A 23,730-nucleotide genomic window follows, 5' to 3' on the forward strand; every position below is an offset into this window, starting at 1 on the left:
GGGTTGCAGGGCGTCCAGCGCCTCGGGGACGGTGGGGGCCACCGTGAGCAGGTCGAAGCCGGCCGGTTTGAGGAAGGTCTGCTCGGTCAGGGTGCCGAGCCAGTCGAGCAGGGGCCGGTAGAAACCGTCGGTGTCGACCAGCACCATCGGTTTCGCGTGCAGGGCCAGCGTGGCGGTGGTCCAGACCTCGAAGAGCTCGTCCAGGGTGCCGAGCCCGCCCGGCAGGGTGAGGAACGCGTCCGACTTCTCGATCATGAGGGTCTTGCGGTCCGCCATGCTCGCCGTCACCAGCAGCTCGTCGGAGGCCAGGTCGGCGACCTCCAGGTCGACCAGGGACTGCGGGATGATCCCCAGGGTGCGCCCGCCGGCCGCCCGGGCACCGTCGGCCAGGGCGCCCATCATCCCGACGCAACCGCCGCCGCTGACCACCGTGTGCCCGCGCCGGGCGAGTTCCGCGCCGGTCTCGGCGGCCAGGTCCAGCCACCGCTGATCGAGGGTACGGGAGGACGCGCAGAAAACGCAGATGGCGGCCACCCGCTCAGTCCCCCCGGTTCCCGGCGGCCCGACCCGGCGCGCCCTGCGCCGGCCCGCGCGAACCGTCCTGCGCCGCCCCGTCCTGCGCCACCTCGCGCGGCATGTCCTGCGCCGCCCGCCGGGCGGCCCGCTGCTCGGCGGCGGTCAGCGCGACGGATTCCGCGCGGACCGCCTCCTGCTCGGCGGAGAGGGCCGCCTCGGCCTCGACGATGTGTCGGACGGCGGCGCTGACGTCGTCGGTGAGGCGGATCAGTTCCAGGTCGACAGCACCGATCTTGCCCTCGGCGGCCATGGTGTCGCGCAGCCAGTCGAGCAGTCCACGCCAGTACGTCGTGCCCATCAGCACCACCGGGAACCGGGTCACCTTGCCGGTCTGCACCAGGGTGAGCGCCTCGAACAGCTCGTCCATCGTCCCGAAGCCGCCGGGCAGCACCACGAATGCCTGGGCGTACTTGACGAACATGGTCTTGCGGGCGAAGAAGTACCGGAAGTCGATGGCCAGGTCGACCCACTCGTTGAGTCCCTGTTCGAAGGGGAGTTCGATACCCAGTCCGACGGAGAGCCCGCCGGCCTCACGGGCACCCCGGTTGGCCGCCTCCATCACGCCCGGCCCACCGCCGGTGATCACCGCGTAGCCGGCTCGGGCCAGGGCCGCCCCCAGCTCCTCGGCCATCCGGCACTCCGGGCTCTCCGGCCGGCTGCGCGCCGAGCCGAAGACGCTGACCGCGGGCGGGAGGTCGGCCAGGGTGTCGAAGCCCTCGACGAACTCGGAGAGGATCCGCAGCGCGCGCCAGGAGTCCTTGGTCTTCCAGTCGCCGCGGCTGCGCGAGTCCAGCAGCCGCTGATCGGCGGTGCTGTCCGGAATGGCCCCGCGACGCAGTGTGACGGCGCCGCGGTGCCGCTCCGGGTCGCGGCCCGGTCGTCTCCCGTTGCTCTGGCTCATGCCAGCCACCGTAGTGGAGTCGCACCTGCGGGGTGGGCCAGGTGACAGGCAGGAAAAAACTCGTGATCTTGGGCAACTATTTCGCTCGCTCGTACGTCTTACTATTCACATACCGGGTATGCCCCGACCGCGCTCTCGGGGGAGGAGCCAGCGTGATCAGCAACAACGAGCGGATGCGGATCCGCCGACAGATGCAGCGGCGCATCCGCGACGTGGTGGCCGAGCGCCGCCGTGCACGCGCCCTGGAGTCCGCGCCGGAGCCTGCCTCCGAATCCGCCGACACCACCGACACCTCACTGTTGACCAGCGCCTGACCGGCCTCGTCCGGCCGGCCACCGACCACCACGGGGCCCCGCGGTCGCTGACCGCCGGGGCCTCGCGCCGTCCGTGGGGCAGGTCCGGCCCGGCGGTGGCGGCCGGAGCAAACCGATCCGGGCAGGGAGGGCGGCCGGGCCAGGACAGGTAGCCCGGGCGGACTTGTCCGCCGCGACGATCAGGCCGGGGCGAGCCAGCGGTGGAGGGTGGCGGCGCCGTCGCGGATCTTGGTGATCTCGACATGCTCGTCCCGGTGGTGGGCCAGGTTGGGATCGCCGGGCCCGAAGTTCAACGCCGGAATCCCCATCGCCGCGAACCGGGCCACGTCCGTCCAGCCCAGCTTGCCGATCGGCGCCGCACCCACCGCGGCGAGGAACTCCTGCGCGGCGGGCGCGCCCAGGCCCGGGGCCGCTCCGGGAGCCGCGTCCGTCACCGCCAGGTCGAAGCCGGCGAAGACCTCGCGCAGGTGCGCCTCGGCCGCCACCGGGTCACGGTCCGGGGCGTACCGGTAGTTGACCTCGATCTCGCACCGGTCCGGAATGACGTTGCCGGCGACGCCGCCGGTGATCCGGACCGCGTTCAGCCCTTCGCGGTAGTCACAGCCGTCGATGGTCACCCGGCGGGCCTGGTATCCGGCGAGTCGCCGCAGCACCTCGCCCGCGCCGTGGATGGCGTTCACCCCGCGCCAGGACCGGGCGGCGTGGGCCCGCTCGCCGTACGTGGTGACGACCGCCCGCATGGTGCCCTGGCAGCCGGCCTCCACGATGCCGTACGTCGGCTCCAGCAACACCGCGAAGTCCGCCTGCAACCACTCCGGGTGCTCCTCGGCCACGAGGGTGAGCCCGTTGTACCGGGACTCGATCTCCTCGGCCTCGTAGAAGAAGTACGTCACGTCGTAGCGTGGGTCCGGCAGGGTGACAGCCAGGTGCAGCGCGAACGCCACCCCCGACTTCATGTCCGAGGTGCCGCAGCCGTACATCAGGTCGCCGCGCATGGTCGACGGGAAGTTGCCGTTCAACGGGACGGTGTCGAGGTGCCCGGCGAGCACCACACGGGTGTCCCGCCCCAACTCGGTGCGGGCCATCACCGTGTTGCCGTGCCGGAAGGTCGCCAGGTGTGGCACTCCCCGCAGCACCTCCTCCACGCAGTCGGCGATCGCCTTCTCGTTGCGGGAGACGGACTCGATGTCGACCAGGGCGCGGGTCAGCGCCACCGGATCGGCCAGTACCTCGGGGGTCAGCGGGTTCTGCATGTCTCGCACGGTACCTTCAGGGTCGGTGGGCGCGAGAAGCAAGCGTTCCGGCGCGGATGGCGTGGGACGCTCCGGCGCGGAAGCCCGCGCGGCGTACCGGCCCGCGCCGTCGACGAGCGAGAGGGAGAGCACGTGACGTCGGAATCCGCCTGGGGTATCGGCCTGGCCACCGTCACCGGTGAGGACCAGGTCCTCGACACCTGGTACCCGACCGGCAAGCTGGGACTCGGCGAGTTGCCGCTGGTCCCCGGGGAGGACCAGGCCGACGTGCTCGACCTGCCGCCCGGCGCGATCGGCGACCGCGCGCTGCCCGGCCTGCGTACGGTCCAGGTGGTCACCGTGATCGGTTCCCTGGACGACCCGATCAAGGACGCCGCCGACGCGTACCTGCGCCTGCACCTGCTCTCCCACCGCATGGTGCGGCCCAACGAGCTGAACCTGGACGGCATCTTCGGCAAGCTGGCCAACGTGGCCTGGACCTCGGCCGGGCCGTGCCCGCCGGAGCGGGTGGACGAGCTGCGGGTGATCGAGCGGGCCGCCGGCCGCCACCTGGCGGTGTACGGGGTGGACAAGTTCCCCCGGATGACCGACTACGTGGTCCCCTCGGGGGTGCGGATCGCCGACGCGGACCGGGTCCGGCTCGGCGCGCACCTGGCCGCCGGGACCACCGTGATGCACGAGGGCTTCTGCAACTTCAACGCCGGCACCCTGGGCACCTCGATGGTGGAGGGCCGGATCGTGCAGGGTGTGGTGGTCGGCGACGGGTCGGACATCGGGGCGGGCGCCTCGATCATGGGCACCCTCTCCGGCGGCGGCACCGAGAAGGTGCGCATCGGCGAGCGGAGCCTGGTCGGCGCGAACGCCGGCATCGGCATCTCCCTCGGCGACGACTGTGTGGTCGAGGCCGGCTGCTACGTCACCGCCGGCTCGAAGATCACGTTGCCGGACGGGCGGGTGGTCAAGGCCCGCGAGCTCTCCGGCGTGGATGGGCTGCTCTTCTGGCGCAACTCGGTCACCGGGGCGTTGGAGGCGAGGCCGCGCACCGGCCGGGGCATCGAGCTGAACGCCGCCCTGCACGCCAACGACTGACCGGGACCGGGGCGTGCGCCCCGACCCCGGTCACGACCCCGACCGGGCCCGCGGGCCCGGTCGGGACCGGCTCACCTCAGGCGGTACGCCTGGATGATCCGGGTGGTCACGGTGTTGCCGTCGGTGTCCTGGGCGGTGGCCCGCAGGGACACGTATCCGGCGGCGGCCGGGTGGTTGACCACTGCCGCCCACCCGTGCCGGGGGACCTGCACCACGCCGGCCTTGACCCAGGTCTTCCCCCCGTCGAACGAGGCGTCGACGGTCAGGCTCTTCACCCGGGCCGTACCCGCGCCGTCCTGTCGGCGCACGTCGATCGGGATGGTGAACGACCGGCCCGCCGGGGCGCTGTTGTCGGCCGCCAGCCGCGGCCGGAAGCCGATCGCCGACACCGGCAACGCCAGCGGATTCTCGCCGGTGGCGTGCTTGGACCGGAAGGTCCAGGTGGATTCCACCTCGGTGCCCAGGTCACTCAGGCTGCGGGTCGCCGAGACGGTCAGCTTGTAGTCGGCCGCCGCGGCGGGCACCTCGAACTCGCCGTACCCGGCGCCGTCGGTCTCGCCGACCAGCTTCCCGTTGCGCCACAGCGCGGTGCGGCCCCCGTCGGTGACCGAGTGCCCGGGGTGGCCGGCGGCGTCGCTGAACATCGGCACCCCGGCGAAGATCAGATCACCGAGTCGACCGACGCTCGGGAAGACCCACCGGGTGGGCAGCGCGGAGGGCCCGAGCGGGGCGGCGCCCCAGGTCTCGTCGACCGTCCGCCGCGCCTTGTACGCGGTGGGCGGGGACTCCAGGATCGCCTCGGTGTCCAGCCACCCTTCCGGGCTGGGGCGGCCGAACCGCAACTCGGAGGTCCACCGCATCCTGTTGGTGCTGTAGTGCTCGACGCGCTCGCCCGGCACGTCGGTGGGGAGCACGACGCCCCAGCCGCCCGTGTTGTAGCCGTTGTCCGGGAAGACCACGCGCTCGGCCTGCAGCCCGGGGTAGATGTCGCGGAAGGTGTGCTTGACGGTGGCCAGGTCGGCCTTGCGGTAGTGGCGGACGAACCCGGTGGGCAACCGGCCGGGGAACGCCTCGCTCACCGCGTACAGGTACGGGCTGTGCTTGCCGCCCAGCGCGGCCCACTGGCCGTCGATGCTGGAGACGAACCGGTCCGCCGACATGGTGGCGCCCAGTTGTCCGGTGGCCAGGTTGGCGAAGGAGTCGGCGAGCAGGCCGACGCCGTACGAACTGCCGTCGTCGGCCCGGAACTCGGCGTTGACCGCGGCCAGCGCCAGCTGCGCGTCGGCCTGCGGCACCGTCATCGTCACCGGCGCGGCACCGCGTACGGCGACGACGATCTCCCGGTCCCGGTCGACCAGCAGTTCGGGCTGGGCCAGCATGCTGAGCCGGCCCGTCTCGCCGTCGGGGTTGGGTTCGAAGAAGACGCTGTTGAGCCCGTACCGCCCCTTGGGCACCCGCACCTGCCCGACCCCGTCGGGCCCGGCGACCTCGTACATGCTGAAGCCCGCCAGCCCGTACAGGCTGCTGCGGCCGTCCCCGTCGGGCGTGCCGTCGCGGCCGAGGTGCTTGATGGTGACGGTGTAGCTCTCCACCTCGCGGTGCACGGCCATCGGGGTGACCGCGACGGTCGTCCCGCTGCGGGCGAGGATCCGGCCGGTCCAGTAGCCGTCGGCACCGCCGAGCCGGGTGTCCACGGTGACGGTGGTCTCGGCGTGCCCGCCGGCCGGCACGGTGATCCGCTGCGCGCCGAGGGCGAACATGCCGCTCGGGGCGGCCTTCCCCTCGGGGCCGCTGGCCTGGACGGTCAGGTCGAGGGTGACCGGGGCCGGGCCGGTGTTGCGCCAGCTGACCTTACGGGTGACCGGCGCGTCGTCGTGGTGCGGCCAGAGCGTGCGGCCGAAGGACACGCTGGCCGGGTCGCTGGTCACCTGCTGGCTGATCGCCCGGGCCACGTCCACCCGTCCGGCGCCCTGCTGGTACGCCGTCTGCGCCGGGTGTGGCTTGGCGGCGGCCATCAGGGTCGACTTGAGCTGCCCGGCCTTCCAGGCGGGGTGCCGCTGGGCGAGCAGCGCCGCCGAGCCGGCAACGTGCGGGGTGGCCATCGAGGTGCCGGAGAGGGTGACGTAGCGCTCCCCCACCGGGTCGCCGATCTGGCCGTGCGCCGACCGGGCGGCCACCACGTCCACGCCGGGCGCGGTGATCTCGGGCTTCAGCGCGTCGTCACCGACGCGGGGCCCTCGGCTGCTGAAGTCGGCGAGGTCGTCGGCGCGGTCCACCGCGCCCACGGCGAGCGCGGCGTCGGCGCTGGCCGGGGAGCCGACCGAGCCATCAGCGCCGTCGTTGCCGGCGGCGATGACGAAGAGGGTGCCGGTCTGCTCGGTGAGCGTCCCGACCGCCTCCTCCAGCGGGTCGATCTCGGGGGTGTCCATGCCGCCGAGGCTCATGTTGATCACGGCGGCCCGCTTCTCGACGGCCGCCCACTGCATCCCGGCCAGGATCGCGGATTCGGAGCAGCCGGCGTCCTCGCAGACCTTGCCGTCCAACAGGCTGGCGTCGGGCGCGACGCCCTTGTACCGGCCGCCGGAGGCCGCGCCGCTGCCGGCGATGGTCCCCGCGACGTGGGTGCCGTGCCCGACCGTGTCCCGGCTGTCGTCGACCTCGCTGAAGTTGCGAGCCTCGGCGATCTTGCCGGACAGGTCGGGGTGGGTGGCGTCGACGCCGGTGTCGAGCACCGCGACGGTCACGCCCTTGCCGGTGAGGCCGGCGGACCAGGCGGCGGGCGCGCCGATCTGCGGAACGGTGTGGTCGAGAGTGGGCTGGCGACGGCCGTCGAGCCAGATCCGTTCGACGCCCCCCGCCGCGCCGAGCCGGGCCCCGGACGTTCCCGTGGTGACGGTGGACCAGACAGCCGCGGTGGAGGACTTGCCGGCGCTGACCGCCGCGCCACCGATGGGCGGCAGGTCCCGCGTCACCCGGGTGCCGGGCAGCGCGGCCACGCCGCGTCGTGCCGCGCCGGAGCCGTACGACACCAGCAGCGGCAGGTCGTCGCGGCGCGCGTCGTCGTAGCCGGCGTCGATCAGGCCGGTGACGTCGAACAGTCGCGGGTCGACCCGGTTGGCCCGGATCAGCGCGACCGCGTCCTGCGGCACCACCGAGAGGTGTCCGCGCTCGCGGCGTACCAGGAACGGCATCTTCTCCCGGCCGGGGCCGGGCTGGACGGAGGTTCTGCCGCCAGCGGTGACGGTGACCCGGTCGCCGGTCAGCAGGGTGACGGTGTGTTTTCCGATCGCGGTCGCCGATGGCACGGCGGGTCGGGCGGCCGGGGAGCCGGCCGGAGCGGCGGCCGACGCGGCGGCGGGCGTGGTCACCGCCAGACCGACCGCGAGGCCGAGTGCGGCCGTTCTCCTTCTTCTCACGTGCAACGGATCCTCCTCGTCGTGCGTCATCACTGCGGGAAGTCGCATTGACGAGGCTCAGAATTACATACTCAGTATGTAAAATGAAGGCCGGGAAATGACATTCTTCGGACACAGTGGAGACCGTGCCGGGTCGTCAACCCCGACGACCGCGCCGGGGATGACCCGTCACCCGGGCAGGGCGTCGGCGAGGCGTACCACCAGATCGGCCCGGTCGGCGGTGCGGGCGACCAGCGCGGCGTTCGCCTCGTCGCTGCCGTGCACCCAGGCCGCCGCCTCGGCCGGCGACCGCCCGTACGCCTCGTGCCGGGCGACCAGCCGGCGCTGCCGCAGCCGCGCGTCCAGGTCGAGAAACCACACCTCGTGCAGCAACGACCGGACCTCGTCCCACGGCGGGTCGGTGAACAACAGATAGTTACCTTCGGTGACCACCAGGCGAACCGAGGGCGGCACCTCGATCGCGCCGGCGACCGGCTCCTCGATGTCCCGCCGGAACGCCGGCGCCCAGACCGAGGTCGGCTCCTTGCGGTGCAACCGACGCAGCAGCGAGACGTACCCGTTGGCGTCGAACGTGTCCACAGCGCCCTTGCGGTCGGCCCGACCCAACCGCGCCAGTGCCGACTGCGCCAGGTGGAAGCCGTCCATCGGGACCAGCCGGGCCGCCGGACCGACCGCCGCCACGATCCGCTCGGCCAGGGTCGACTTCCCGGCACCGGGCGCCCCGGCGATACCGAGCAGCTGCCGGGGCCCGGCGTCGGCCAGGGCACGCGCTCGGGCCACCAGATCGTCGAGCGCCAGTACCGACGCCTCGACCGGTCCGTCCGTCACGCCCCTCACCCTAACGGCGGGACGGGCCGGTCGCGTGTCTCCACGACCAACCGGCGGCCCAGGTATTCCACCTCGTCGCCGACGGTCCGGCAGCCGTGCAGGTGCCCGCCGGCCGCGCCCAGCTCATGCAGGAAACGCAGTTCCCCGGCGGAGCCGGCGAGCGGGAAACGGCGGCGCACCTCGGCCGTCGGCCGGGCGGCCAGCGCGGCCCGGGCGGAGCGACCATCGGCGTACCGCGCGGTCAACGTGGCCCGGTCGCCGTCGCGCAGCGCGCCGGCCAACTCGTCGAGGAAGGCGGTCACCGACGCCAGCGCGGCCAGCACCTCGGCCCGATTGCCGAGCAGCATGTTCGCCGTACGCTCCGGTGGGGTGCCGGCCACCCGGCTGCCGTCGCGGAAGCTGCCGGCGGCCAGCGACAGCACCGCGTCCCGCAGCGGCGAGCGTTCGGCCGCACCGGCCAGCGCCCCGGCGAGCAGGTGCGGCACGTGCGAGGCGAGCGCGACGACGGTGTCGTGCCGGTCGGCCGCGAGCGGCACCACCCGGGCGGCGAAGACCTCCATCAGCAGGGCGGCGAGCCGGCGGAACGCGGCCAGGCCCGGCCCGGGCGCTGGGCAGAGCACCCAGGCGGCGTCGTCGAAGAGTTCCGGCAGCGCCGCGGTGAGACCGGCCCGGTCGGTGCCGGCCATCGGATGACCGGGGACGAACCGGTGGGTCAGCCCCCGCTCGGCGGCGAACGCGGCAAGCTCCGCCTTGGTGCTCCCGACATCGGTCAGCAGGCAGCCGGCCGGGGTGGCCGCCGCCACCTCCAGCAGCGTGCCGGGCAGGGTCGGCAGTGGCCCGCACAGGAAGACCACGTCCCGGTCGGCCACCGCCTCGACCATCCCGTCCGGGGTCCGTACGCCGGCCTGCCGCGCCTGCCGGCGGGTCGCCTCGTCCGGATCCCAGCCGGCCACGTCGAGACCGGCGGCGCGCAGCCGGAGCAGCACGGACCCGCCGATCAGGCCGGTACCGACCACCGCCGCCCGCATCCGCGCCCCGGCCCTGCCCACCATCCGCACACCTCGCCGTCCCGCTCCGGCGCGGGGCCGACGGCCCCGAACCAGGTCCGGCCGAGGATATCGCCCCGACCTGACCGGTACGCCGGTCAGCCCACAGGAGCGGCCCTGGCCTCGTCCCGCCACGCCGCGGACGGGATGCGCGAACTCGCGGGCCTCGTCGGCGGCGGGACGGTCAGGGTTGGGCGAGCCGGGCGGCGACCGCCGCGACGTGTGCGTCGGACTCGGTGAGCGCCGCCCGGACGTGTCGGGCGCCGGTCGGGCCGTAGAAGACGCCGGCGGCGACCAGGATGCCCCGGCGAGCCAGCCAGTCGACGGTGTCCCAGCAGTTCTCCCCGCGGGTCATCCACAGGTAGAGCCCGGCCTCGGAGTGTTCGACCGTGAAGCCCGCCCGGGTGAACGCGGCGAACAGCGTCTCCCGCCGCGCCCGGTAGCGTTCCCGCTGCTCGTCGGCGTGCGCCTGGTCGGTCAGCGCGGCCACCATGGCGGCCTGCACCGGCGCCGGGACGATCATGCCGGCGTGCTTGCGGACCCTGAGCAGCTCGGCGACCAGCGCCGGGTCACCGGCGACGAACCCGGCGCGGTAGCCCGCCAGGTTGGAACGTTTGGACAGCGAGTGCACCGCCAGCACCGAGTCGTACGACCCGCCGCACACCTCGGGCGAGAGCACCGACACCGGCTCGGCGTCGGGGGTCCAGCCCAGTGGCAGGTAGCACTCGTCGCTGGCCACCACCGCGCCGCGCTGCCTGGCCCAGTCGACCACCTTGCGCAGGTGCGCGGCGGGCAGCACCCGGCCGGTGGGGTTCCCCGGCGAGTTGACCCAGACCAGGCGTACCCGCGAGGTCGGGCCGACGGCGGTGAGCGAGTCGGCGCGGACGGTGGTGGCACCGGCGAGCCGGACCCCGTCCTCGTAGGTGGGATACGCGATCGACGGCACCACCACCACGTCACCGGGGCCGATCCCGAGCAGGGTGGGCAGCCAGGCGACCAGTTCCTTGGAACCGATCGTCGGCAGGACGCCCAACCCGTCGAGGCCGGCGCCGCAGACCCGGGCCACCCAGGCGGCGATGGCGTCGCGCAGTGCCGGGGTACCCGCGGTCAGCGGATACCCCGGGGCGTCGGACGCGTCCGCCAGCGCCTGCCGGATCACCGGCGGCACCGGGTCGACCGGCGTGCCCATCGAGAGGTTGATCAGGCCGTCCGGGTGCGCCGCGGCCAGGGTGGCAGCGGCGTCCAGCGTGTCCCAGGTGAACTCGGGCAGCCGTGCCGAAACCGGCGCGGGGCGGTTCAGTGGCCCTCTCCGCGCGGCGGCTGGGCGGCGACGAAGGAGGCGTCCTTCTCCACCTTGCCGATCTTCGACGCGCCACCCGGCGAGCCCAGGTCCTCGAAGAACTCGTAGTTGGCCCCGGTGTAGTCCTTCCACTGCTCCGGGACGTCGTCCTCGTAGAAGATGGCCTCGACCGGGCAGACCGGCTCACAGGCACCGCAGTCGACGCACTCGTCGGGGTGGATGTAGAGCATCCGATTGCCCTCGTAAATGCAGTCGACCGGGCACTCCTCGATGCATGCCTTGTCGAGCACATCGACGCACGGCTCGGCGATGATGTAGGTCACCGGTCTTCTCCTCCGCAAGACTCGTCGCGATCACCCGCGACGCTAAGAGCCTAGTATCTCGCCGGGGAGGAGGTCGATCGTGCTCCGACAGCAGGACGTGGGACACCGGATCGTGGTCCGGCGGGTCGTGGGTGAGCGTGCCGGCCGGCCGCTCTTCTCGGACGCCCTCGGCGAACTGGTCGAGCTGACCGGCACGCACCTGACGCTGGCCACGGCCCAGGGTCGGCTGCGGGTGGCGCTGGACGAGGTGCACCGGGCCAAGCGGGTGCCGGCGACCCGGCGGCCCACCGCCGCCGCCGTCGTCGAGTTGGAGCTGGCCGCCGACGAGGCCTGGCCGGCGGCGGTACGGGGCCGGCTCGGCGGCTGGCTGTTGCGTTCCGCCGAGGGCTGGAGCGGCCGGGCCAACTCCGCCCTGCCGGTCGGCGACCCGGACCGGCCGCTGCCCGAGGCGGTCGACGCGGTGCTGCGCTGGTACGCCGACCTCGGCCAGCCGGCCATGGTCAACACCCCGCTGCCGCTGGCCACCCCGGTCGGCGCGGAACTGGACGCCCGGGGGTGGACGGCCCGGCCGCTGGTGTTGGTGCAGACCGCGTCGCTGGCCGCACCGCTGCCGGCTCCGCCGCTGGCCGCCGACACGCCGCTGGTCGAGCTGGCGACCGCCCCGTCGGAGGACTGGCTGGCGATCGCCGCCGACCGCAAGGGTGGCCTGCCGGACTCTGCCCGGCACGTGCTGACCGCCGTGGGCCGGGTCCGCTTCGCCCAGGTGTACGCCGACGGCAGGCTGCTCGCGACGGGTCGGGGCACGATCACCGGGCAGGGGCGTTGGCTGGGGCTCAGCCTGATCGAGGTGGTGCCCGAGGCACGGCGGCGAGGGCTGGCCAGGCGGGTGGTCGGCGCACTGGCCGACTGGGCCCGCGCGGAGGGCGCCACCCGGGCCTTCCTCCAGGTGGAGCAGCGCAACCCGGCTGCGGTGGCGCTCTACCGGGGGCTCGGCTTCACCACCCACCACACCTACCTGACCCGGGTCGCTCCACCCGCCTGATGATCGACTCCGTTTGCGGCAAACGGCGCTATGCCCTGACCAGGACAGCACCGATCGCCGCACACGGAGTCGATCAACGCCGGGACGGAGCCGGCCGCCCCTGCGGGGCCGGTCAGCGCCGGACGACCCGGCGGGGCTTCGCCGCCTTAATCTCGGCGTACCGCTTGAGCTGCTGGGAACGGTGATCGAGGCCGAGCGCGGTCAACACCAGGTAGCCGATGGCCACACCGGCGCCGGCGGCCAGCAGGTACAGCCAGATCTGGGCGAAGAACAGCCCGGCACCCCCGCCGAACGGGTTGTTGCCGACCAGCAGCGGCCCGACCAGCACGGTCAACGCCAGCGCGATCGCCACCGCCGCGCCCACGTCGGCACCCCAGGATCCGGCCGGACGGGTCCGCCCCTGCACGAAGACGATCGCGGCAAGGGCCGTCCCGATCACCACGAACATGCCGAGCGAGACCCGGTCGGCGGCGGTGTCGTTGCCGTCGAAGCCGAGCTTGATGATCACCCGAGCCACCACGTTGACCGCGAACAGCGCTCCCGCCAGCACACCGACCGCGCGCCACCGATCCTTCATCGCACGCCTCCCGCCGTACCGCCCGCCCCTGCGGCGGGCCTTCTGGCAGGAATGTCTACCACCACACCCTGAGTGCCGTCATCACCCGTGGTGACCGCGCTGCGGCGAGCTGACGATCCGGCGGAACGCCATCACCGCGAAGGTCATCGCGCCGGCCGTGATCATCGCCAGCCCGACCCAGTTGTCCCCGGTCAGCAGCAGGTCACCCTCGGCCGTCCGGACCGCCCCCATCGCCATCAGCGCGAACCAGGGCAGCGCGGGCAGCGCCAGCGCCCACGTCCGGCCGACTGTCACGTACGCGAACCAGCTCAGCACGATCGCGGCGGCGATGGTCACCGGCACCGACACCCCGACCAGGTGACCGTCGACCCGTACCGGAGCCAGCACCAGCCCGAGCACGGCGGCGAGCACCCCGCCGGCGGCCGAGACGATGCCGCCGGCCACCCGCAGGGCCCGGTCGGCCAGGCGGTACCCCGCGCCCGGCGGTGGCGGCGCAACGGTCTCCTGCTCCACGAGGGGCATCGGCGCGGCGGGCAGGGTCACCGGAGTCCGGCCGTCGCGGCCGAGGAACGGTCCGGCCGCTCCGCCGCCAAGCCGGCGAAGAGGTCGGCCTCCCAGCCGTACCGGCCCGCGCCTGGACCCTTCTCCCCCACCGCGAGGGTGAAGTACTCCACCCCCATGAACTCGGCGCCGAAGTTGCCGGCGATGGAGTAGAGCCACGAGGTGGCCGGGATCTGGGTGGCGTGGGCGCGCATCGCCGCCTCCTTGGCGGCGTGCTGGTCGGTGGCGTCGATGCGGGCGGCGATCTCGTCGTCCGGGGTACCGAAGGGCAGCTCGTCGGCGCTGCTGATGCCCGCGAAGGGGTTGTCCGACGCCTCGACGAAGGCGAACAGGCCGGCTTCCAGCACGCTGCGCGGCATGGCCGTCCAGTAGACCTTGGCCGGGGCGCAGCCCTGCGCGGACGCCAGCTCGTGCGCCCGCATCGCCACCCGGTGGGCCTGGATGTGGTCGGGATGGCCGTAGAAGCCGTTCGGGTCGTACGTGATCATGACCTGCGGACGGACCTCGCGCATGATCTCCACCAGGTGCCCGGCGGCCTCGTCCAGGTCGGCCTGCCAGAAGGCGCGGGGATGGCCGTTGGTGGCCAGCCCCATCATGCCGGAGTCGCGGTAGCGGCCAGCCCCACCGAGGAAGCGGTGGTCGGTGACGCCGAGCGCGGCGCAGGCGGCGGCCAGCTCGCCGATCCGGTAGCCGCCGAGCTGGTCGGCCTCGGCCGCGGCGAGCTGGGCCAGCTCCGGTACGTGGATCTCGCCCTCCTCGCCGAGGGTGCAGGTCACCAGCGTGACGTGGGCGCCGGTGGCGGCGTAGTGCGCCATCGTCGATCCGGTGCCGATGGACTCGTCGTCGGGGTGCGCGTGGACCAGCAACAGGCGTCGGTCGGGCAGCGTCGTCACGAGCGTCACTCTAACCGGCGGTTCTGGTCCGCCGACGGTTACGCGTCCCTCAGGTCGGCCACATCCCACCAGGGCCGCACCTACCATCCGAGGCGTGGACTTTCCCGAGCTGGCCGCCCGTACCCGTCGGTTCAGCCACGGGGCGCCGCGCGCCGTCACCGTGGCCGACGACGGCTCCCGGGTGGTCTTCCTCCGCTCGGGCGGCCCGGAGGACCCGACCGAGGCGCTCTGGGCGCTGGACGTGGCGACCGGCGAGGAACGGCTGATCGCCGACCCGGCCGCGCTGCTGGGCGGGGACGACCCGGCGGTGCTTTCGCCCGGGGAACGGGCGTTGCGCGAACGGCAACGCCTGAACACCGGCGGCATCGGCTCGTACGCGCTGGACGCGGCGGGTCGGATGGCGGTCTTCCCGCTGGCCGGCCGGCTGTTCCGGGCCGACCTGGTGCACGGCGACGTGGTCGAGGTGCACACCGTCGGGCCGGTGCTCGATCCGCGCCCCGATCCGACCGGCGAGCGGCTGGCGTACGTCACGGACGCCGCCGAGGGGGTCCGCCGGGGCGAGTTGCGCGTCATCGAGCCCGACGGCGCCGACAACCTGCTGGCCGGGGAGGACTCCGGGGTGACCTGGGGGCTGGCCGAGCACGTGGCGGCCGAGGAGTTCCACCGGTTCCGCGGCTACTGGTGGGCCCCGGACGGCCGGTCGGTGCTGGCCGCCCGGGTCGACGAGAGCCGACTGCCGCGCTGGTACCTGCACGATCCCACCGACCCGGCGAGCCCACCGGCCAGCGTCGCGTACCCGCGGGCGGGCGGCCCGAACGCCGAGGTCAGCCTGCACCTGCTCGACCTCGACGGCGGCTGGGTCGACGTGCACTGGGACCGGGAGACCTACCCCTACCTGGCGTCGGTGACCTGGGCCGACGGCGGGCCGCTGATCACCGTGCTGCGTCGCTCGCAGCAGCACGGTCTGGTGCTGGCGGTCGACCCGCGAACCGGGGAGACGCAGGTGCACGCCGAGCTGGCCGACCCGCGCTGGGTGGAGCCGATCCCGGGTACCCCGGCGCACCTGCCGGACGGCCGGGTGCTGGTCGGCGGCGAGCTGGCCCACGACGGGTACGACGCCCGTTGCCTGTTCGCCGACGGAACCCTGCTCACCCCGCCGTCGCTGTACGTCCGCCGGGTGGTGGGACGGCTGCCGACCGGCGGCGGCCCGGCCGACCTGCTGGTCGAGGCGAGCGAGGGCGAGCCGAGCCAGCGCCACCTGTTCCGGGTGCGGACCACGATCGGCGGTGGGGTGGACACCCGGCGGATGAGCGGCACTCCCGGTTGGCACACCGCCGCCGTCGGCGGGGACGTGCTGGTGGTCGGCACCGCCACCCTGGACGACCCGGGCACCACCTGGTCGGTGTGGCGCGGCGACGGGGAGGTTGCCCGGCTGCGGTCGCTGGCGGCAACCCCGCCGTACGCGCCGCGGCCGACGCTGGTCCGGGTGACCGACCGGCGACTGCCGACCGGGGTGCTGTACCCGACCGATCACGTCAAGGGCACCCGGCTGCCGGTGCTGTTGGACGTCTACGGCGGCCCCGGTCACCAGGAGGTGGTGGCCGCCCGGGCGGCCTGGCTGGAGCGGCAGTGGTGGGCCGAGCAGGGCTTCGCCGTGGTGACGATCGACAACCGGGGTACGGCGGGGGTGGCCCCCTCGTTCGAGAAGGCAATCCACCGGCGGATGGCCGACGTGATCCTGGCCGACCAGATCGACGCGCTGACCGCGCTGGCCGACAAGCACCCGGACCTGGACCTGGACCGGGTGGCGGTGCGCGGCCGGTCGTTCGGGGGGTGGCTGGCCGGGTTGGCGGTGCTGCGTCATCCGGAGCTGTTCCGCTGTGGGATCGCCGGTGCCCCGATCACCGACTGGTCCCTGTACGACACCGCCTACACGGAGCGCTACCTGGGGATGCCGGACGACGGGATCGACGTCTACGCCCACCACTCGTTGGTGGAGCTGGCCGCCGAGCCGGTGGTCGCCACGGAGCAGGCCCGGCCGCTGTTGCTGGTGCACGGCATGGCCGACGACAACGTGCTGGCCGCGCACACGCTGCGGCTCTCGGCGGCGCTGCTGTCCACCGGCCGGCCGCACGCGGTGTTGCCGCTGACCGGGGCGACGCACCTGGCGGCGGGTGGGGTGTCGGAGCGCCTGCTCCGCCTGGAGCTGGACTTCCTCCGCCGGCACCTGTAGCCGCCCACCAGACATTGATCATGGTCCGGGTCTTTCCAACGTGCGGGACACACGGGACACTGCGTTGCGCGGCCGGATCGTGGAGATCGGCGTAACGTGTGTCACTTAGCTGCGCCGGTGTTCCGGCGCGGTCGTTGGTGTGCGCGAGAGGTGGCAGCGGACGCGGTCTGGCCGGTCCGCTGACCGGTACGGAAGGTGACCCGCCGCCCCCTTGCGGGGCCCGTCAGGGAGACTGGAATGACATCAACGGCAATGCGGCCGCGGGGAGCGCGGGCACGCGCCGCGATCGCGGCGAGGACATTGCGGACGGACCGCTGGTGGCTCGCCCCCCTGCTGACCGTCGTCGGCCTCACCGCCTGGGTGGCGTACGCGACGGTCCGGGTCTTCATGCACAAGTGGTACTGGGTCGAGTCGTACCACTACCTGACCCCGTTCTACTCCCCCTGTGTGACCGACCGGTGCGTCGAGGGCGCCTCGCACTTCGGCCGGTTCCTGCCCGGCTGGTGGATCGTTCCGGACGCGGCGTTGACCCTGCCGTTCCTGCTGCTGTTCCGGCTCACCTGCTACTACTACCGCAAGGCGTACTACCGGTCGTTCTGGCTGTCGCCCCCGGCCTGCGCGGTGCCGGACGGGCACAAGGCCTACAGCGGCGAGACCCGGTTCCCGCTGCTCGGGCAGAACCTGCACCGCTACTTCTTCTACGCCGCCGCGATCATCTCGCTGATCAACACCTGGGACGCGATCCTGGCCTTCCACTCCCCGAAGGGCCTCGGGTTCGGGCTGGGCAACATCATCCTGCTCGGCAACGTGGTGATGCTCTGGGCGTACACCATCTCCTGCCACTCCTGCCGACACATCATCGGCGGTCGGCTCAAGCACTTCTCCACAAGCCCGGTGCGCTACCAAGCCTGGACGTTCGTGTCCAAGCTGAACGTCCGGCACATGCAGCTCGCCTGGATCACCCTCGGCACCCTCGCCCTCACCGACTTCTACGTCATGGCGGTGGCGGCCGAGTGGATCGACGACCTGCGGTTCATCAACTAGAGGGCGCCTGGACATGACGACTACCACTCGCATCGAACGACACCACTACGATGTCGTCGTGATCGGGGCCGGCGGCGCCGGTCTGCGCGCGGCGATCGAGGCCCGGCTGGCCGGCCGGAAGACGGCGATCATCTCGAAGTCCCTGTTCGGCAAGGCGCACACGGTGATGGCCGAGGGTGGCGCGGCCGCCGCCATGGGCAACGTCAACAGCCGGGACAACTGGCAGGTGCACTTCCGCGACACCATGCGCGGCGGCAAGTTCCTGAACAACTTCCGGATGGCCGAGCTGCACGCCAAGGAGTCGCCGCAGCGGATCTGGGAGCTGGAGACGTACGGTGCGCTCTTCGACCGCACCAAGGACGGCAAGATCTCCCAGCGCAACTTCGGCGGCCACGAGTACCCCCGGCTGGCGCACGTCGGCGACCGGACCGGCCTGGAGCTGATCCGCACCCTCCAGCAGAAGATCGTCTCCCTCCAGCAGGAGGACAAGCGCGATCTCGGCGACTACGAGGCCCGGATCAAGGTCTTCTCCGAGACGACCATCACCGAGCTGCTGCTCGACGGGGACCGGATAGCCGGCGCGTTCGGCTACTACCGGGAGTCCGGCGAGTTCGTCCTCTTCGAGGCACCGGCGGTGGTGCTGGCCACCGGTGGCGTGGGCCGGTCGTACAAGGTCACCTCGAACTCGTGGGAGTACACCGGGGACGGGCACGCGCTGGCGCTGCGGGCCGGGGCGACGCTGATCAACATGGAGTTCCTCCAGTTCCACCCGACCGGCATGGTCTGGCCACCCTCGGTGAAGGGCATCCTGGTCACCGAGTCGGTCCGCGGTGACGGCGGTGTCCTGAAGAACTCCGAGGGCAAGCGGTTCATGTTCGACTACGTGCCGGACGTGTTCCGCAAGCAGTACGCGGACAACGAGGCCGAGGCGGACCGCTGGTACGCCGACCCGGACAACAACCGGCGTCCGCCGGAGCTGCTGCCCCGCGACGAGGTCGCCCGCGCGATCAACAGCGAGGTCAAGGCCGGTCGGGGTACGCCGGCCGGCGGCGTCTACCTGGACATCGCCTCTCGCAAGTCGGCCGATGAGATCCGCCGTCGCCTGCCGTCGATGTACCACCAGTTCAAGGAGCTGGCCGACGTCGACATCACGAAGGAGCCGATGGAGGTCGGCCCGACCTGCCACTACGTGATGGGCGGCGTCGAGGTGGACCCGGACTCCGGGGCGGCGGCCGGGACGGTGCGCGGCCTCTTCGCCGCCGGCGAGGTCTCCGGCGGCATGCACGGCTCCAACCGGCTCGGCGGGAACTCCCTGTCCGACCTGCTGGTCTTCGGTAAGCGGGCCGGTGGGCACGCGGCGTCGTACACCGAGCAGTTGGCCTCCCGCCCGAGGGTGTCGATCAGCGCGGTGGAGGCCGCGGTGGAGACGGCGCTGGCGCCCCTGCAGCGGGACACCGGCGAGAGCCCGTACACCCTCCAGCAGGACCTGCAGGCGGTGATGGGGGATCTGGTGGGGATCATCCGCCGGCAGGGCGAGCTGGAGGATGCCCTGCGCCGGCTCGCGGAGCTGCGCGAGCGGGTGGCCAAGGTCAGCGCGAGCGGCGGCCGGCGGTACAACCCGGGCTGGCACCTGGCGCTGGACCTGCGCAACATGCTGGTCGTCTCCGAGTGCACCGCGATGGCGGCGCTGGAGCGGCAGGAGTCCCGCGGCGGGCACACCCGGGAGGACTTCCCGGCGATGGACCCGAAGTGGCGGCGGGTGAACCTGGTCTGCGCGCTGGACGGCGACACCGTACGCCTGACGCACAAGCCGCTGCCGAAGATGCGGCCGGAGTTGGTCGGCCTCTTCGACCGCGCCGAGCTGGCCAAGTACCTGACCGACGAGGAGCTCGCGGAGTTCGACGCCGTCACCGAGGAGGAGCGCTGAGGATGGGTGACAACGGTTCCCCGGCCGGCAAGCCGGGCGCGAAGCGACGGTTCCGCATCTGGCGGGGCGACGAGAACGGCGGCGACCTGCGCGACTACACCGTCGAGGTGAACGAGGGCGAGGTGGTCCTCGACGTGATCCACCGACTGCAGGCCACCGACGCGCCGGACCTGGCCTGCCGCTGGAACTGCAAGGCGGGCAAGTGCGGCTCCTGCTCGATGGAGATCAACGGCAAGCCGCGGTTGAGCTGCATGACCCGGATGTCCACCTTCACCGAGGACGAGACGGTCACGGTGACGCCGCTGCGCACCTTCCCGGTCATCCGGGATCTGGTCACCGACGTCTCCTTCAACTACGAGAAGGCACGGGAGACCCCGGCCTTCGCCCCGCCGGAGGGCGTGGCGCCGGGCGACTACCGGATGCAGCAGGTCGACGTGGAACGCTCGCAGGAGTTCCGCAAGTGCATCGAGTGCTTCCTGTGCCAGAACGTCTGCCACGTGATCCGCGACCACGAGGAGAACAAGCCGGCGTTCTCCGGGCCGCGGTACTTCATCCGGGCCGCCGAGCTGGACATGCACCCGTTGGACGCGCGAACCGACCGCCGGGAGTACGCGCAGGCGGAGCAGGGCCTCGGCTTCTGCAATATCACGAAGTGCTGCACGGAGGTCTGCCCCGAGCACATCAAGATCACCGACAACGCGATCATCCCCATGAAGGAACGGGTCGTCGACCGCAGGTACGATCCCCTCGTGTGGCTTGGTAGCAAGATCTTCCGTCGGGGTCAGGAGCCCCAGAGCACCGCGGGCAGCGCGGGAAAGGAGTCCGTGGTGCACAGCGGCGTTCGGCAGGTCGGGGTCCACTCGCACGGCGGGGGTTCGGGCGACCCGAGCGCCGAGGTACAGGCCCAGAAGGGTGTGAACTGGCACCGTGAGGTCCCGCACCCGACCGCCCCGGCGGTGGACGCCAGCGGCAAGCTGCCGCTGACGGAGCTGACCTTCGACCGGGCGGCGGCACCGTCGCCGTTCGGTGACGACGTGACCTTCCCGCTGCCTCCGGAGCACCTCAACTTCGCCCACCCGAGCCAGGACGAGAAGCACTGAGCAGCACCACCACGTTGACGGGGGCCTGCGGCTGACGCCGCCGACCCCCGTCGGCGTCTGTGGGCACTGATCAGAAAGCGGCGGCGAGCAGGAGGGGGCGGAGGGCGGCCACGATGGGAGCGTCGGCGGGCAGCCAGGTGACGGTGTCCAGCTCGGTGGCGGAGAGCCAGCGCATGGCGGAGTGCTCCAGCGCCTGCGGCTGGTCCCCGTGCAGCAGCCGGGCGGTGTACACCTTGAGCACCGAGCGCCCGTGGGCCATCCGGACATCGCCGCCGACCCGGTCCCCGATCGCCACCCGCACCGCCAGTTCCTCGGCGCACTCGCGGACCAGGGCGGCCACCTCGCTCTCCCCCGGCTCGACCTTGCCGCCGGGGAACTCGTACCGGCCGGCCACCTCGGGGGGCGCGGACCGCGCGCAGGCCAGCACCCGCCCTCCGGAGATGATCGCCGCGCCGACGATGACCTTCGGCTCGCGCCGCTCGGCCTGTCCGTTTCCGTCTACCCGTTCGGTCCGCACGGGCGTCCAGCGTGCCAGATCAATCGGCGATTCGGGTACCTAGCCCGGCCATCAGGTCAGCAGAACACGGAAGTGTGGGCGTGGACACACCGGTGTCTCCCCGACAGACTGGAAAGCATCACAAGGACACGGGACGGCGACGATTTGGCCACAAGCCGGCAACGACGCCTGGGAGGTGCGGTGATGCGCGCGCTGTTCAGCAGCCGGGCCAAGCACGACTATCTCAGCGACGCGTTGACGCTGCTCAGCGGCTGGACCCGCGAGGGTGAGCAGATTCGCCGTACCCTCGTCATGGACGACACCCAGCACGCGGCACTGACCGAACGGGTCAAGGTGGTGGCCGACGCGCTGCGGCTGCGCCCCGAGATCAGCCGGCGGGATCGTGAGACGCAGATTCGGGTCGGGCACGGCGACGGCGAGCCGTTGACCGAGGGCGAGGTTCTCCTGGCCGCCCGCATCGAGGACGCGTACCGAGCCGTCACCGAGCACTGAGGGCAGCTCGCGCCTCCGTGGCAGGTGTCCATCGCCGACCCCCGTCCACGTCGACCTGACGGTCGACTCCGTCGTCAGCCTACCGCCGGTTCAGCGGGCCGGGTCGCCCTGCGCGGTGGACAATCCCAGGGCTTGGCGTACGGCCAGGTCGGTCTGCGGGTCGCGGCGCTGCTCGGCCTGCGCCGCCAGCCGCAGCATCTGCTCCCGGTCGGGAGCCTGCTCCGCGCGCAGCCAGGCCATCGCCGCCCCCTGGGACTCGGCGATCAGCTTCTCGACCGGTTCCCGGGCCTGCGCCGGCCAGGCCGCCCCGCTCAGGGTGAGCCACATGCTGGCGTTCGCCGAGCCGGCCCGCTCCACCATCGCCCGCAGTTCGGCCGGCGCGGCGGTCGGCCCTTCGGCGGCGAGGACGGCACGGGCCTCGTTGAACTCGCGAACCGCCATCAGGTACGTGTACTGCTCCGGGCGGAGCACCGTGGCGTCCTGGCGCAGCGGACGGGTCAACGGCTGCCCACCGGCGGCCAGGTAGCAGGTGATCCGCGGGGCGCTCTCCCACTCGACGCGGGACGGGACGTACCAGCGCAGCCGCACGTCGGCCGGGAGCGACAGCGGATCGAGGACGTAGCTGCGCTGCTGCCGCCGGCATTCGCTCTCCGCCCGGGCGGAGAGCGCGGCGCTGCCCGGGTACGCCTCACCGGGGTACCGCGCGTAGCCGGGCAGATGGTCGATCAGCTCCCCGTCGTGCGGTTCGGTGCAGGCGACCGTGGTGATCCGGTCCGGCGCGGTGCGCGTACCCGCCGGGGCGTCGCCGACGCGGAAGCAGTCCCCCGTCCGCAGGGCCTGGACGCCGCTCTCCTGCGGGCCGGAGCGGAACGGCAGCCCGGTCACCACCAGCATCGCCGCGAACGCCCAGGCCGCGCAGAGCACCAGGCCGGCGACGGCGAAGCCCCGCCCCCGCTGCCCGGACCGACGAATCTGGACGAGCGCGACCAGCCCGAGGACCAGCCCGAACACGCCACCGAGCAGGCCGAGGACGAAGGCGGCGACGGCCGTCCGGTTCGTCCGCGTCCGGTGGCCCGCCCACGGCTCCCATCCGCCGTCGGTGGCCTCCGGCACGGCGGGTGGCACAGGACGGCCCGGCCTGTCGTCCCCGGTCATGTCCCGCTTCCTCCCCGTGTCCGCTCTGCGGCGTGCAGAGTAGCCGACCGCCCCGTCACCGGCCGCCGGTGCTGGCGCCGGCTGCCTACCGTGGATCCATGGCCAATGCGACGTATGACCGCAAGGAGCAGTTCCAGCAGATCCAGAGTGGACTGCTCGACGGCGAGCAGATCATCGCCGTCTACGACGCCATCGGCACCGGCACCGGCTTCATCGGGCTGACCGACCGTCGAGTGATCATCCAGGACCGGTCCTTCGTCGGCAAGCGGTACGCGATCACCAGCATCCCGTACTCGAAGATCACCAGCGTGAGCGTGGTCAGCAACAAGTCGTGGGGCGGGTCGTTCTTCTCCACCGGGGCGATCGCCATCCACGTCGGCACCCACACGTACGAGGTGGAGTTCCGCGGCTCCCAGAAGAGCCACCACGTGCACAACGTCATCCTGCACTACATCTCCTGACCCGGCCAGGGGGCGGCGGTTCGGTGGCGGTCAATGCCGGGTGAGTCGGCGGGAGCAGGGGCCGTCGTGGTCGGCGCGGAGCAGGCACCGCCGGCCAGCGGGCATCCGCAGGTCGCAGAAGACCCGGTGACGTATGGCCTGCTCGTCCTCCGCCGAGACGGTCGTCTCCCCCGGGTCGGCCGGGGAGAGCACCCCCGCCCACCGGGCCAGCACCCGGGCTAGTCGTACCGCGCCGGCCAGGTCGGCGGCACGCACCGGCAGGTGTACGACGTACCGCTCCCGCTCGACCACCATCACCACCGACCTGCGTTGATCCGGCGCGCCTGCTCGGACTGCCAGCGGCGCAGGGCGTCCTTGATCCGTGCCGTCTCCAGCCGACTCTCCCGCAGCGCCTGGTAGACCGCGTCGAGGTCGCCGGCCACCCGGTCGAGGAACGCCTGCACCTCGTCCGGGTCGAGGCCGCGCCGGCCGAACCGGGCCGGACGGAACCGCCGCTGCCGCACCTGCCAGGGCAGCAGCGGCAGGTACGCCGACGAGCGGTAGGCCCCGTCGGGCCGGTGGGCTCCCTCCGGCCGCTGGTTTCGGCCGGGCCGTCGGAACGGGACACGCATGAGGTCCACCTCGCCGTCGTGGGATGGATGGGGTGGCCGCACCCGCCCGCCGCGCACGGGCGGGCCACCCC

At 72.7% G+C, this 23,730-nt stretch carries 23 protein-coding genes and 1 pseudogene; 9 read left to right on the forward strand and 15 right to left on the reverse strand.

All coding sequences use genetic code 11. From position 1 onward, the window contains the following. Both E1182_RS15955 and E1182_RS15960 read right to left on the reverse strand, forming a co-directional pair. Positions 1-534, reverse strand: a 534-nt coding sequence (locus E1182_RS15955; protein ID WP_132265703.1) for a TIGR00730 family Rossman fold protein, incomplete at its 3' end; no start/stop codon positions are given. Positions 535-655: 121 nt separating this feature from the next. Then, positions 656-1,477: pseudogene (locus E1182_RS15960) on the reverse strand (TIGR00730 family Rossman fold protein); the annotation flags it as partial. A 152-nt stretch (positions 1,478-1,629) separates the two neighbouring features. Between E1182_RS15960 and E1182_RS31140 the strand changes: the two are divergent. Continuing rightward, the gene (locus E1182_RS31140) at positions 1,630-1,791 is read left to right on the forward strand and encodes a hypothetical protein (RefSeq protein WP_165942624.1); all 162 of its coding nucleotides are present in this window, start codon (positions 1,630-1,632) and stop codon (positions 1,789-1,791) included. Positions 1,792-1,970: 179 nt separating this feature from the next. On the opposite strand, the gene dapE is transcribed toward E1182_RS31140, so the two are convergent. Then, the gene (gene dapE / locus E1182_RS15965) at positions 1,971-3,044 is read right to left on the reverse strand and encodes a succinyl-diaminopimelate desuccinylase (RefSeq protein WP_132265707.1); all 1,074 of its coding nucleotides are present in this window, start codon (positions 3,042-3,044) and stop codon (positions 1,971-1,973) included. Positions 3,045-3,176: 132 nt separating this feature from the next. Between dapE and dapD the strand changes: the two genes are divergently transcribed. After that, positions 3,177-4,133: a 2,3,4,5-tetrahydropyridine-2,6-dicarboxylate N-succinyltransferase gene (gene dapD, locus E1182_RS15970; RefSeq protein WP_132265710.1), complete on the forward strand. Its 957-nt coding sequence runs from the start codon at positions 3,177-3,179 to the stop codon at positions 4,131-4,133. A 71-nt stretch (positions 4,134-4,204) separates the two neighbouring features. Here dapD and E1182_RS15975 read toward each other — a convergent pair whose 3' ends face one another. From E1182_RS15975 to fdxA, 5 genes are all read right to left on the reverse strand, one after another. Further along, entirely contained in the window at positions 4,205-7,597 is a 3,393-nt protein-coding gene (locus E1182_RS15975) for a S8 family serine peptidase (protein WP_243706238.1), read from the reverse strand. Between the two features lie 120 nt (positions 7,598-7,717). Then, entirely contained in the window at positions 7,718-8,377 is a 660-nt protein-coding gene (locus tag E1182_RS15980) for a nucleoside/nucleotide kinase family protein (protein WP_132265712.1), read from the reverse strand. A gap of 5 nt (positions 8,378-8,382) precedes the next feature. Further along, positions 8,383-9,429, reverse strand: coding sequence for a prephenate dehydrogenase/arogenate dehydrogenase family protein (locus tag E1182_RS15985; protein WP_132265715.1), 1,047 nt, complete (start codon positions 9,427-9,429; stop codon positions 8,383-8,385). A gap of 178 nt (positions 9,430-9,607) precedes the next feature. Continuing rightward, positions 9,608-10,723: a succinyldiaminopimelate transaminase gene (gene dapC, locus E1182_RS15990; RefSeq protein WP_305792129.1), complete on the reverse strand. Its 1,116-nt coding sequence runs from the start codon at positions 10,721-10,723 to the stop codon at positions 9,608-9,610. Next, the gene (gene fdxA / locus E1182_RS32255) at positions 10,720-11,046 is read right to left on the reverse strand and encodes a ferredoxin (protein WP_089005361.1); all 327 of its coding nucleotides are present in this window, start codon (positions 11,044-11,046) and stop codon (positions 10,720-10,722) included. The genes dapC and fdxA overlap by 4 nt, the downstream gene beginning before the upstream one ends. Before the next feature lie 79 nt (positions 11,047-11,125). Here fdxA and E1182_RS16000 point away from each other — a divergent pair, with 79 nt between their 5' ends. After that, the gene (locus E1182_RS16000; protein WP_132265720.1) at positions 11,126-12,088 is read left to right on the forward strand and encodes a GNAT family N-acetyltransferase; all 963 of its coding nucleotides are present in this window, start codon (positions 11,126-11,128) and stop codon (positions 12,086-12,088) included. 112 nt (positions 12,089-12,200) lie between these two features. Here the strand turns inward: E1182_RS16000 and E1182_RS16005 are convergent, their stop codons facing one another. The 3 genes from E1182_RS16005 to mshB all read right to left on the reverse strand — a co-directional run bounded on the left by E1182_RS16005 (position 12,201) and on the right by mshB (position 14,128). Continuing rightward, on the reverse strand, positions 12,201-12,665 hold the full coding sequence (locus E1182_RS16005) for a hypothetical protein (RefSeq protein WP_132265722.1): 465 nt from the start codon (positions 12,663-12,665) through the stop codon (positions 12,201-12,203). 81 nt (positions 12,666-12,746) lie between these two features. Beyond that, positions 12,747-13,187: a hypothetical protein gene (locus E1182_RS16010; RefSeq protein ID WP_132265725.1), complete on the reverse strand. Its 441-nt coding sequence runs from the start codon at positions 13,185-13,187 to the stop codon at positions 12,747-12,749. A gap of 17 nt (positions 13,188-13,204) precedes the next feature. Next, positions 13,205-14,128 carry an N-acetyl-1-D-myo-inositol-2-amino-2-deoxy-alpha-D-glucopyranoside deacetylase gene (gene mshB / locus E1182_RS16015; RefSeq protein ID WP_132265727.1) on the reverse strand — a complete coding sequence of 308 codons (924 nt, stop codon included), beginning with the start codon at positions 14,126-14,128 and terminating at the stop codon, positions 13,205-13,207. Between the two features lie 85 nt (positions 14,129-14,213). Between mshB and E1182_RS16020 the strand changes: the two genes are divergently transcribed. The 4 genes from E1182_RS16020 to E1182_RS16035 all read left to right on the forward strand — a co-directional run bounded on the left by E1182_RS16020 (position 14,214) and on the right by E1182_RS16035 (position 20,423). Then, on the forward strand, positions 14,214-16,352 hold the full coding sequence (locus E1182_RS16020) for a S9 family peptidase (RefSeq protein WP_132265729.1): 2,139 nt from the start codon (positions 14,214-14,216) through the stop codon (positions 16,350-16,352). 237 nt (positions 16,353-16,589) lie between these two features. Then, positions 16,590-17,396 (forward strand): hypothetical protein, encoded by an 807-nt coding sequence (locus E1182_RS16025; protein ID WP_132265731.1) that lies wholly within the window; start codon positions 16,590-16,592, stop codon positions 17,394-17,396. 13 nt (positions 17,397-17,409) lie between these two features. After that, positions 17,410-19,323, forward strand: coding sequence for a fumarate reductase/succinate dehydrogenase flavoprotein subunit (locus tag E1182_RS16030; protein WP_132265733.1), 1,914 nt, complete (start codon positions 17,410-17,412; stop codon positions 19,321-19,323). A gap of 2 nt (positions 19,324-19,325) precedes the next feature. Further along, positions 19,326-20,423, forward strand: coding sequence for a succinate dehydrogenase/fumarate reductase iron-sulfur subunit (locus E1182_RS16035; RefSeq protein ID WP_132265735.1), 1,098 nt, complete (start codon positions 19,326-19,328; stop codon positions 20,421-20,423). Between the two features lie 70 nt (positions 20,424-20,493). Here the strand turns inward: E1182_RS16035 and E1182_RS16040 are convergent, their stop codons facing one another. Continuing rightward, positions 20,494-20,940, reverse strand: coding sequence for a (deoxy)nucleoside triphosphate pyrophosphohydrolase (locus tag E1182_RS16040; protein WP_132265737.1), 447 nt, complete (start codon positions 20,938-20,940; stop codon positions 20,494-20,496). Positions 20,941-21,123: 183 nt separating this feature from the next. Between E1182_RS16040 and E1182_RS16045 the strand changes: the two genes are divergently transcribed. Next, on the forward strand, positions 21,124-21,432 hold the full coding sequence (locus tag E1182_RS16045; protein WP_132265739.1) for a 4a-hydroxytetrahydrobiopterin dehydratase: 309 nt from the start codon (positions 21,124-21,126) through the stop codon (positions 21,430-21,432). Positions 21,433-21,522: 90 nt separating this feature from the next. On the opposite strand, the gene E1182_RS16050 is transcribed toward E1182_RS16045, so the two are convergent. Further along, positions 21,523-22,587: a DUF4190 domain-containing protein gene (locus E1182_RS16050; protein WP_132265741.1), complete on the reverse strand. Its 1,065-nt coding sequence runs from the start codon at positions 22,585-22,587 to the stop codon at positions 21,523-21,525. A 98-nt stretch (positions 22,588-22,685) separates the two neighbouring features. Between E1182_RS16050 and E1182_RS16055 the strand changes: the two genes are divergently transcribed. Next, entirely contained in the window at positions 22,686-23,048 is a 363-nt protein-coding gene (locus tag E1182_RS16055) for a PH domain-containing protein (protein ID WP_132265743.1), read from the forward strand. Between the two features lie 30 nt (positions 23,049-23,078). Here E1182_RS16055 and E1182_RS16060 read toward each other — a convergent pair whose 3' ends face one another. Next, positions 23,079-23,342: a hypothetical protein gene (locus E1182_RS16060; protein WP_132265745.1), complete on the reverse strand. Its 264-nt coding sequence runs from the start codon at positions 23,340-23,342 to the stop codon at positions 23,079-23,081. After that, positions 23,342-23,659: a DivIVA domain-containing protein gene (locus E1182_RS16065; protein WP_132265747.1), complete on the reverse strand. Its 318-nt coding sequence runs from the start codon at positions 23,657-23,659 to the stop codon at positions 23,342-23,344. Before E1182_RS16065 ends, E1182_RS16060 begins: the two co-directional genes overlap by 1 nt. Between the last annotated feature and the right edge of the window lie 71 nt (positions 23,660-23,730).

Origin of the sequence: Micromonospora sp. KC721 (assembly GCF_004348355.1) — a bacterium.
In the GTDB taxonomy this organism is placed as follows: domain Bacteria; phylum Actinomycetota; class Actinomycetes; order Mycobacteriales; family Micromonosporaceae; genus Micromonospora.

Excerpts from the sequence above, each read along its gene's own strand:
- E1182_RS16055 (WP_132265743.1), top strand. The coding sequence starts at position 22,686 with ATGGCCAATGCGACGTATGACCGCAAGGAGCAGTTCCAGCAGATCCAG.
- E1182_RS16010 (WP_132265725.1), bottom strand. The coding sequence starts at position 13,187 with ATGCCCCTCGTGGAGCAGGAGACCGTTGCGCCGCCACCGCCGGGCGCG.
- E1182_RS16005 (WP_132265722.1), bottom strand. The coding sequence starts at position 12,665 with ATGAAGGATCGGTGGCGCGCGGTCGGTGTGCTGGCGGGAGCGCTGTTC.
- dapE (WP_132265707.1), bottom strand. The coding sequence starts at position 3,044 with ATGCAGAACCCGCTGACCCCCGAGGTACTGGCCGATCCGGTGGCGCTG.
- E1182_RS16035 (WP_132265735.1), top strand. The coding sequence starts at position 19,326 with ATGGGTGACAACGGTTCCCCGGCCGGCAAGCCGGGCGCGAAGCGACGG.
- E1182_RS16025 (WP_132265731.1), top strand. The coding sequence starts at position 16,590 with ATGACATCAACGGCAATGCGGCCGCGGGGAGCGCGGGCACGCGCCGCG.
- E1182_RS16060 (WP_132265745.1), bottom strand. The coding sequence starts at position 23,342 with ATGGTGGTCGAGCGGGAGCGGTACGTCGTACACCTGCCGGTGCGTGCC.
- E1182_RS16045 (WP_132265739.1), top strand. The coding sequence starts at position 21,124 with ATGCGCGCGCTGTTCAGCAGCCGGGCCAAGCACGACTATCTCAGCGAC.
- E1182_RS15985 (WP_132265715.1), bottom strand. The coding sequence starts at position 9,429 with ATGGTGGGCAGGGCCGGGGCGCGGATGCGGGCGGCGGTGGTCGGTACC.
- E1182_RS16065 (WP_132265747.1), bottom strand. The coding sequence starts at position 23,659 with ATGCGTGTCCCGTTCCGACGGCCCGGCCGAAACCAGCGGCCGGAGGGA.
- E1182_RS16050 (WP_132265741.1), bottom strand. The coding sequence starts at position 22,587 with ATGACCGGGGACGACAGGCCGGGCCGTCCTGTGCCACCCGCCGTGCCG.
- E1182_RS16030 (WP_132265733.1), top strand. The coding sequence starts at position 17,410 with ATGACGACTACCACTCGCATCGAACGACACCACTACGATGTCGTCGTG.
- E1182_RS15975 (WP_243706238.1), bottom strand. The coding sequence starts at position 7,597 with ATGCGACTTCCCGCAGTGATGACGCACGACGAGGAGGATCCGTTGCAC.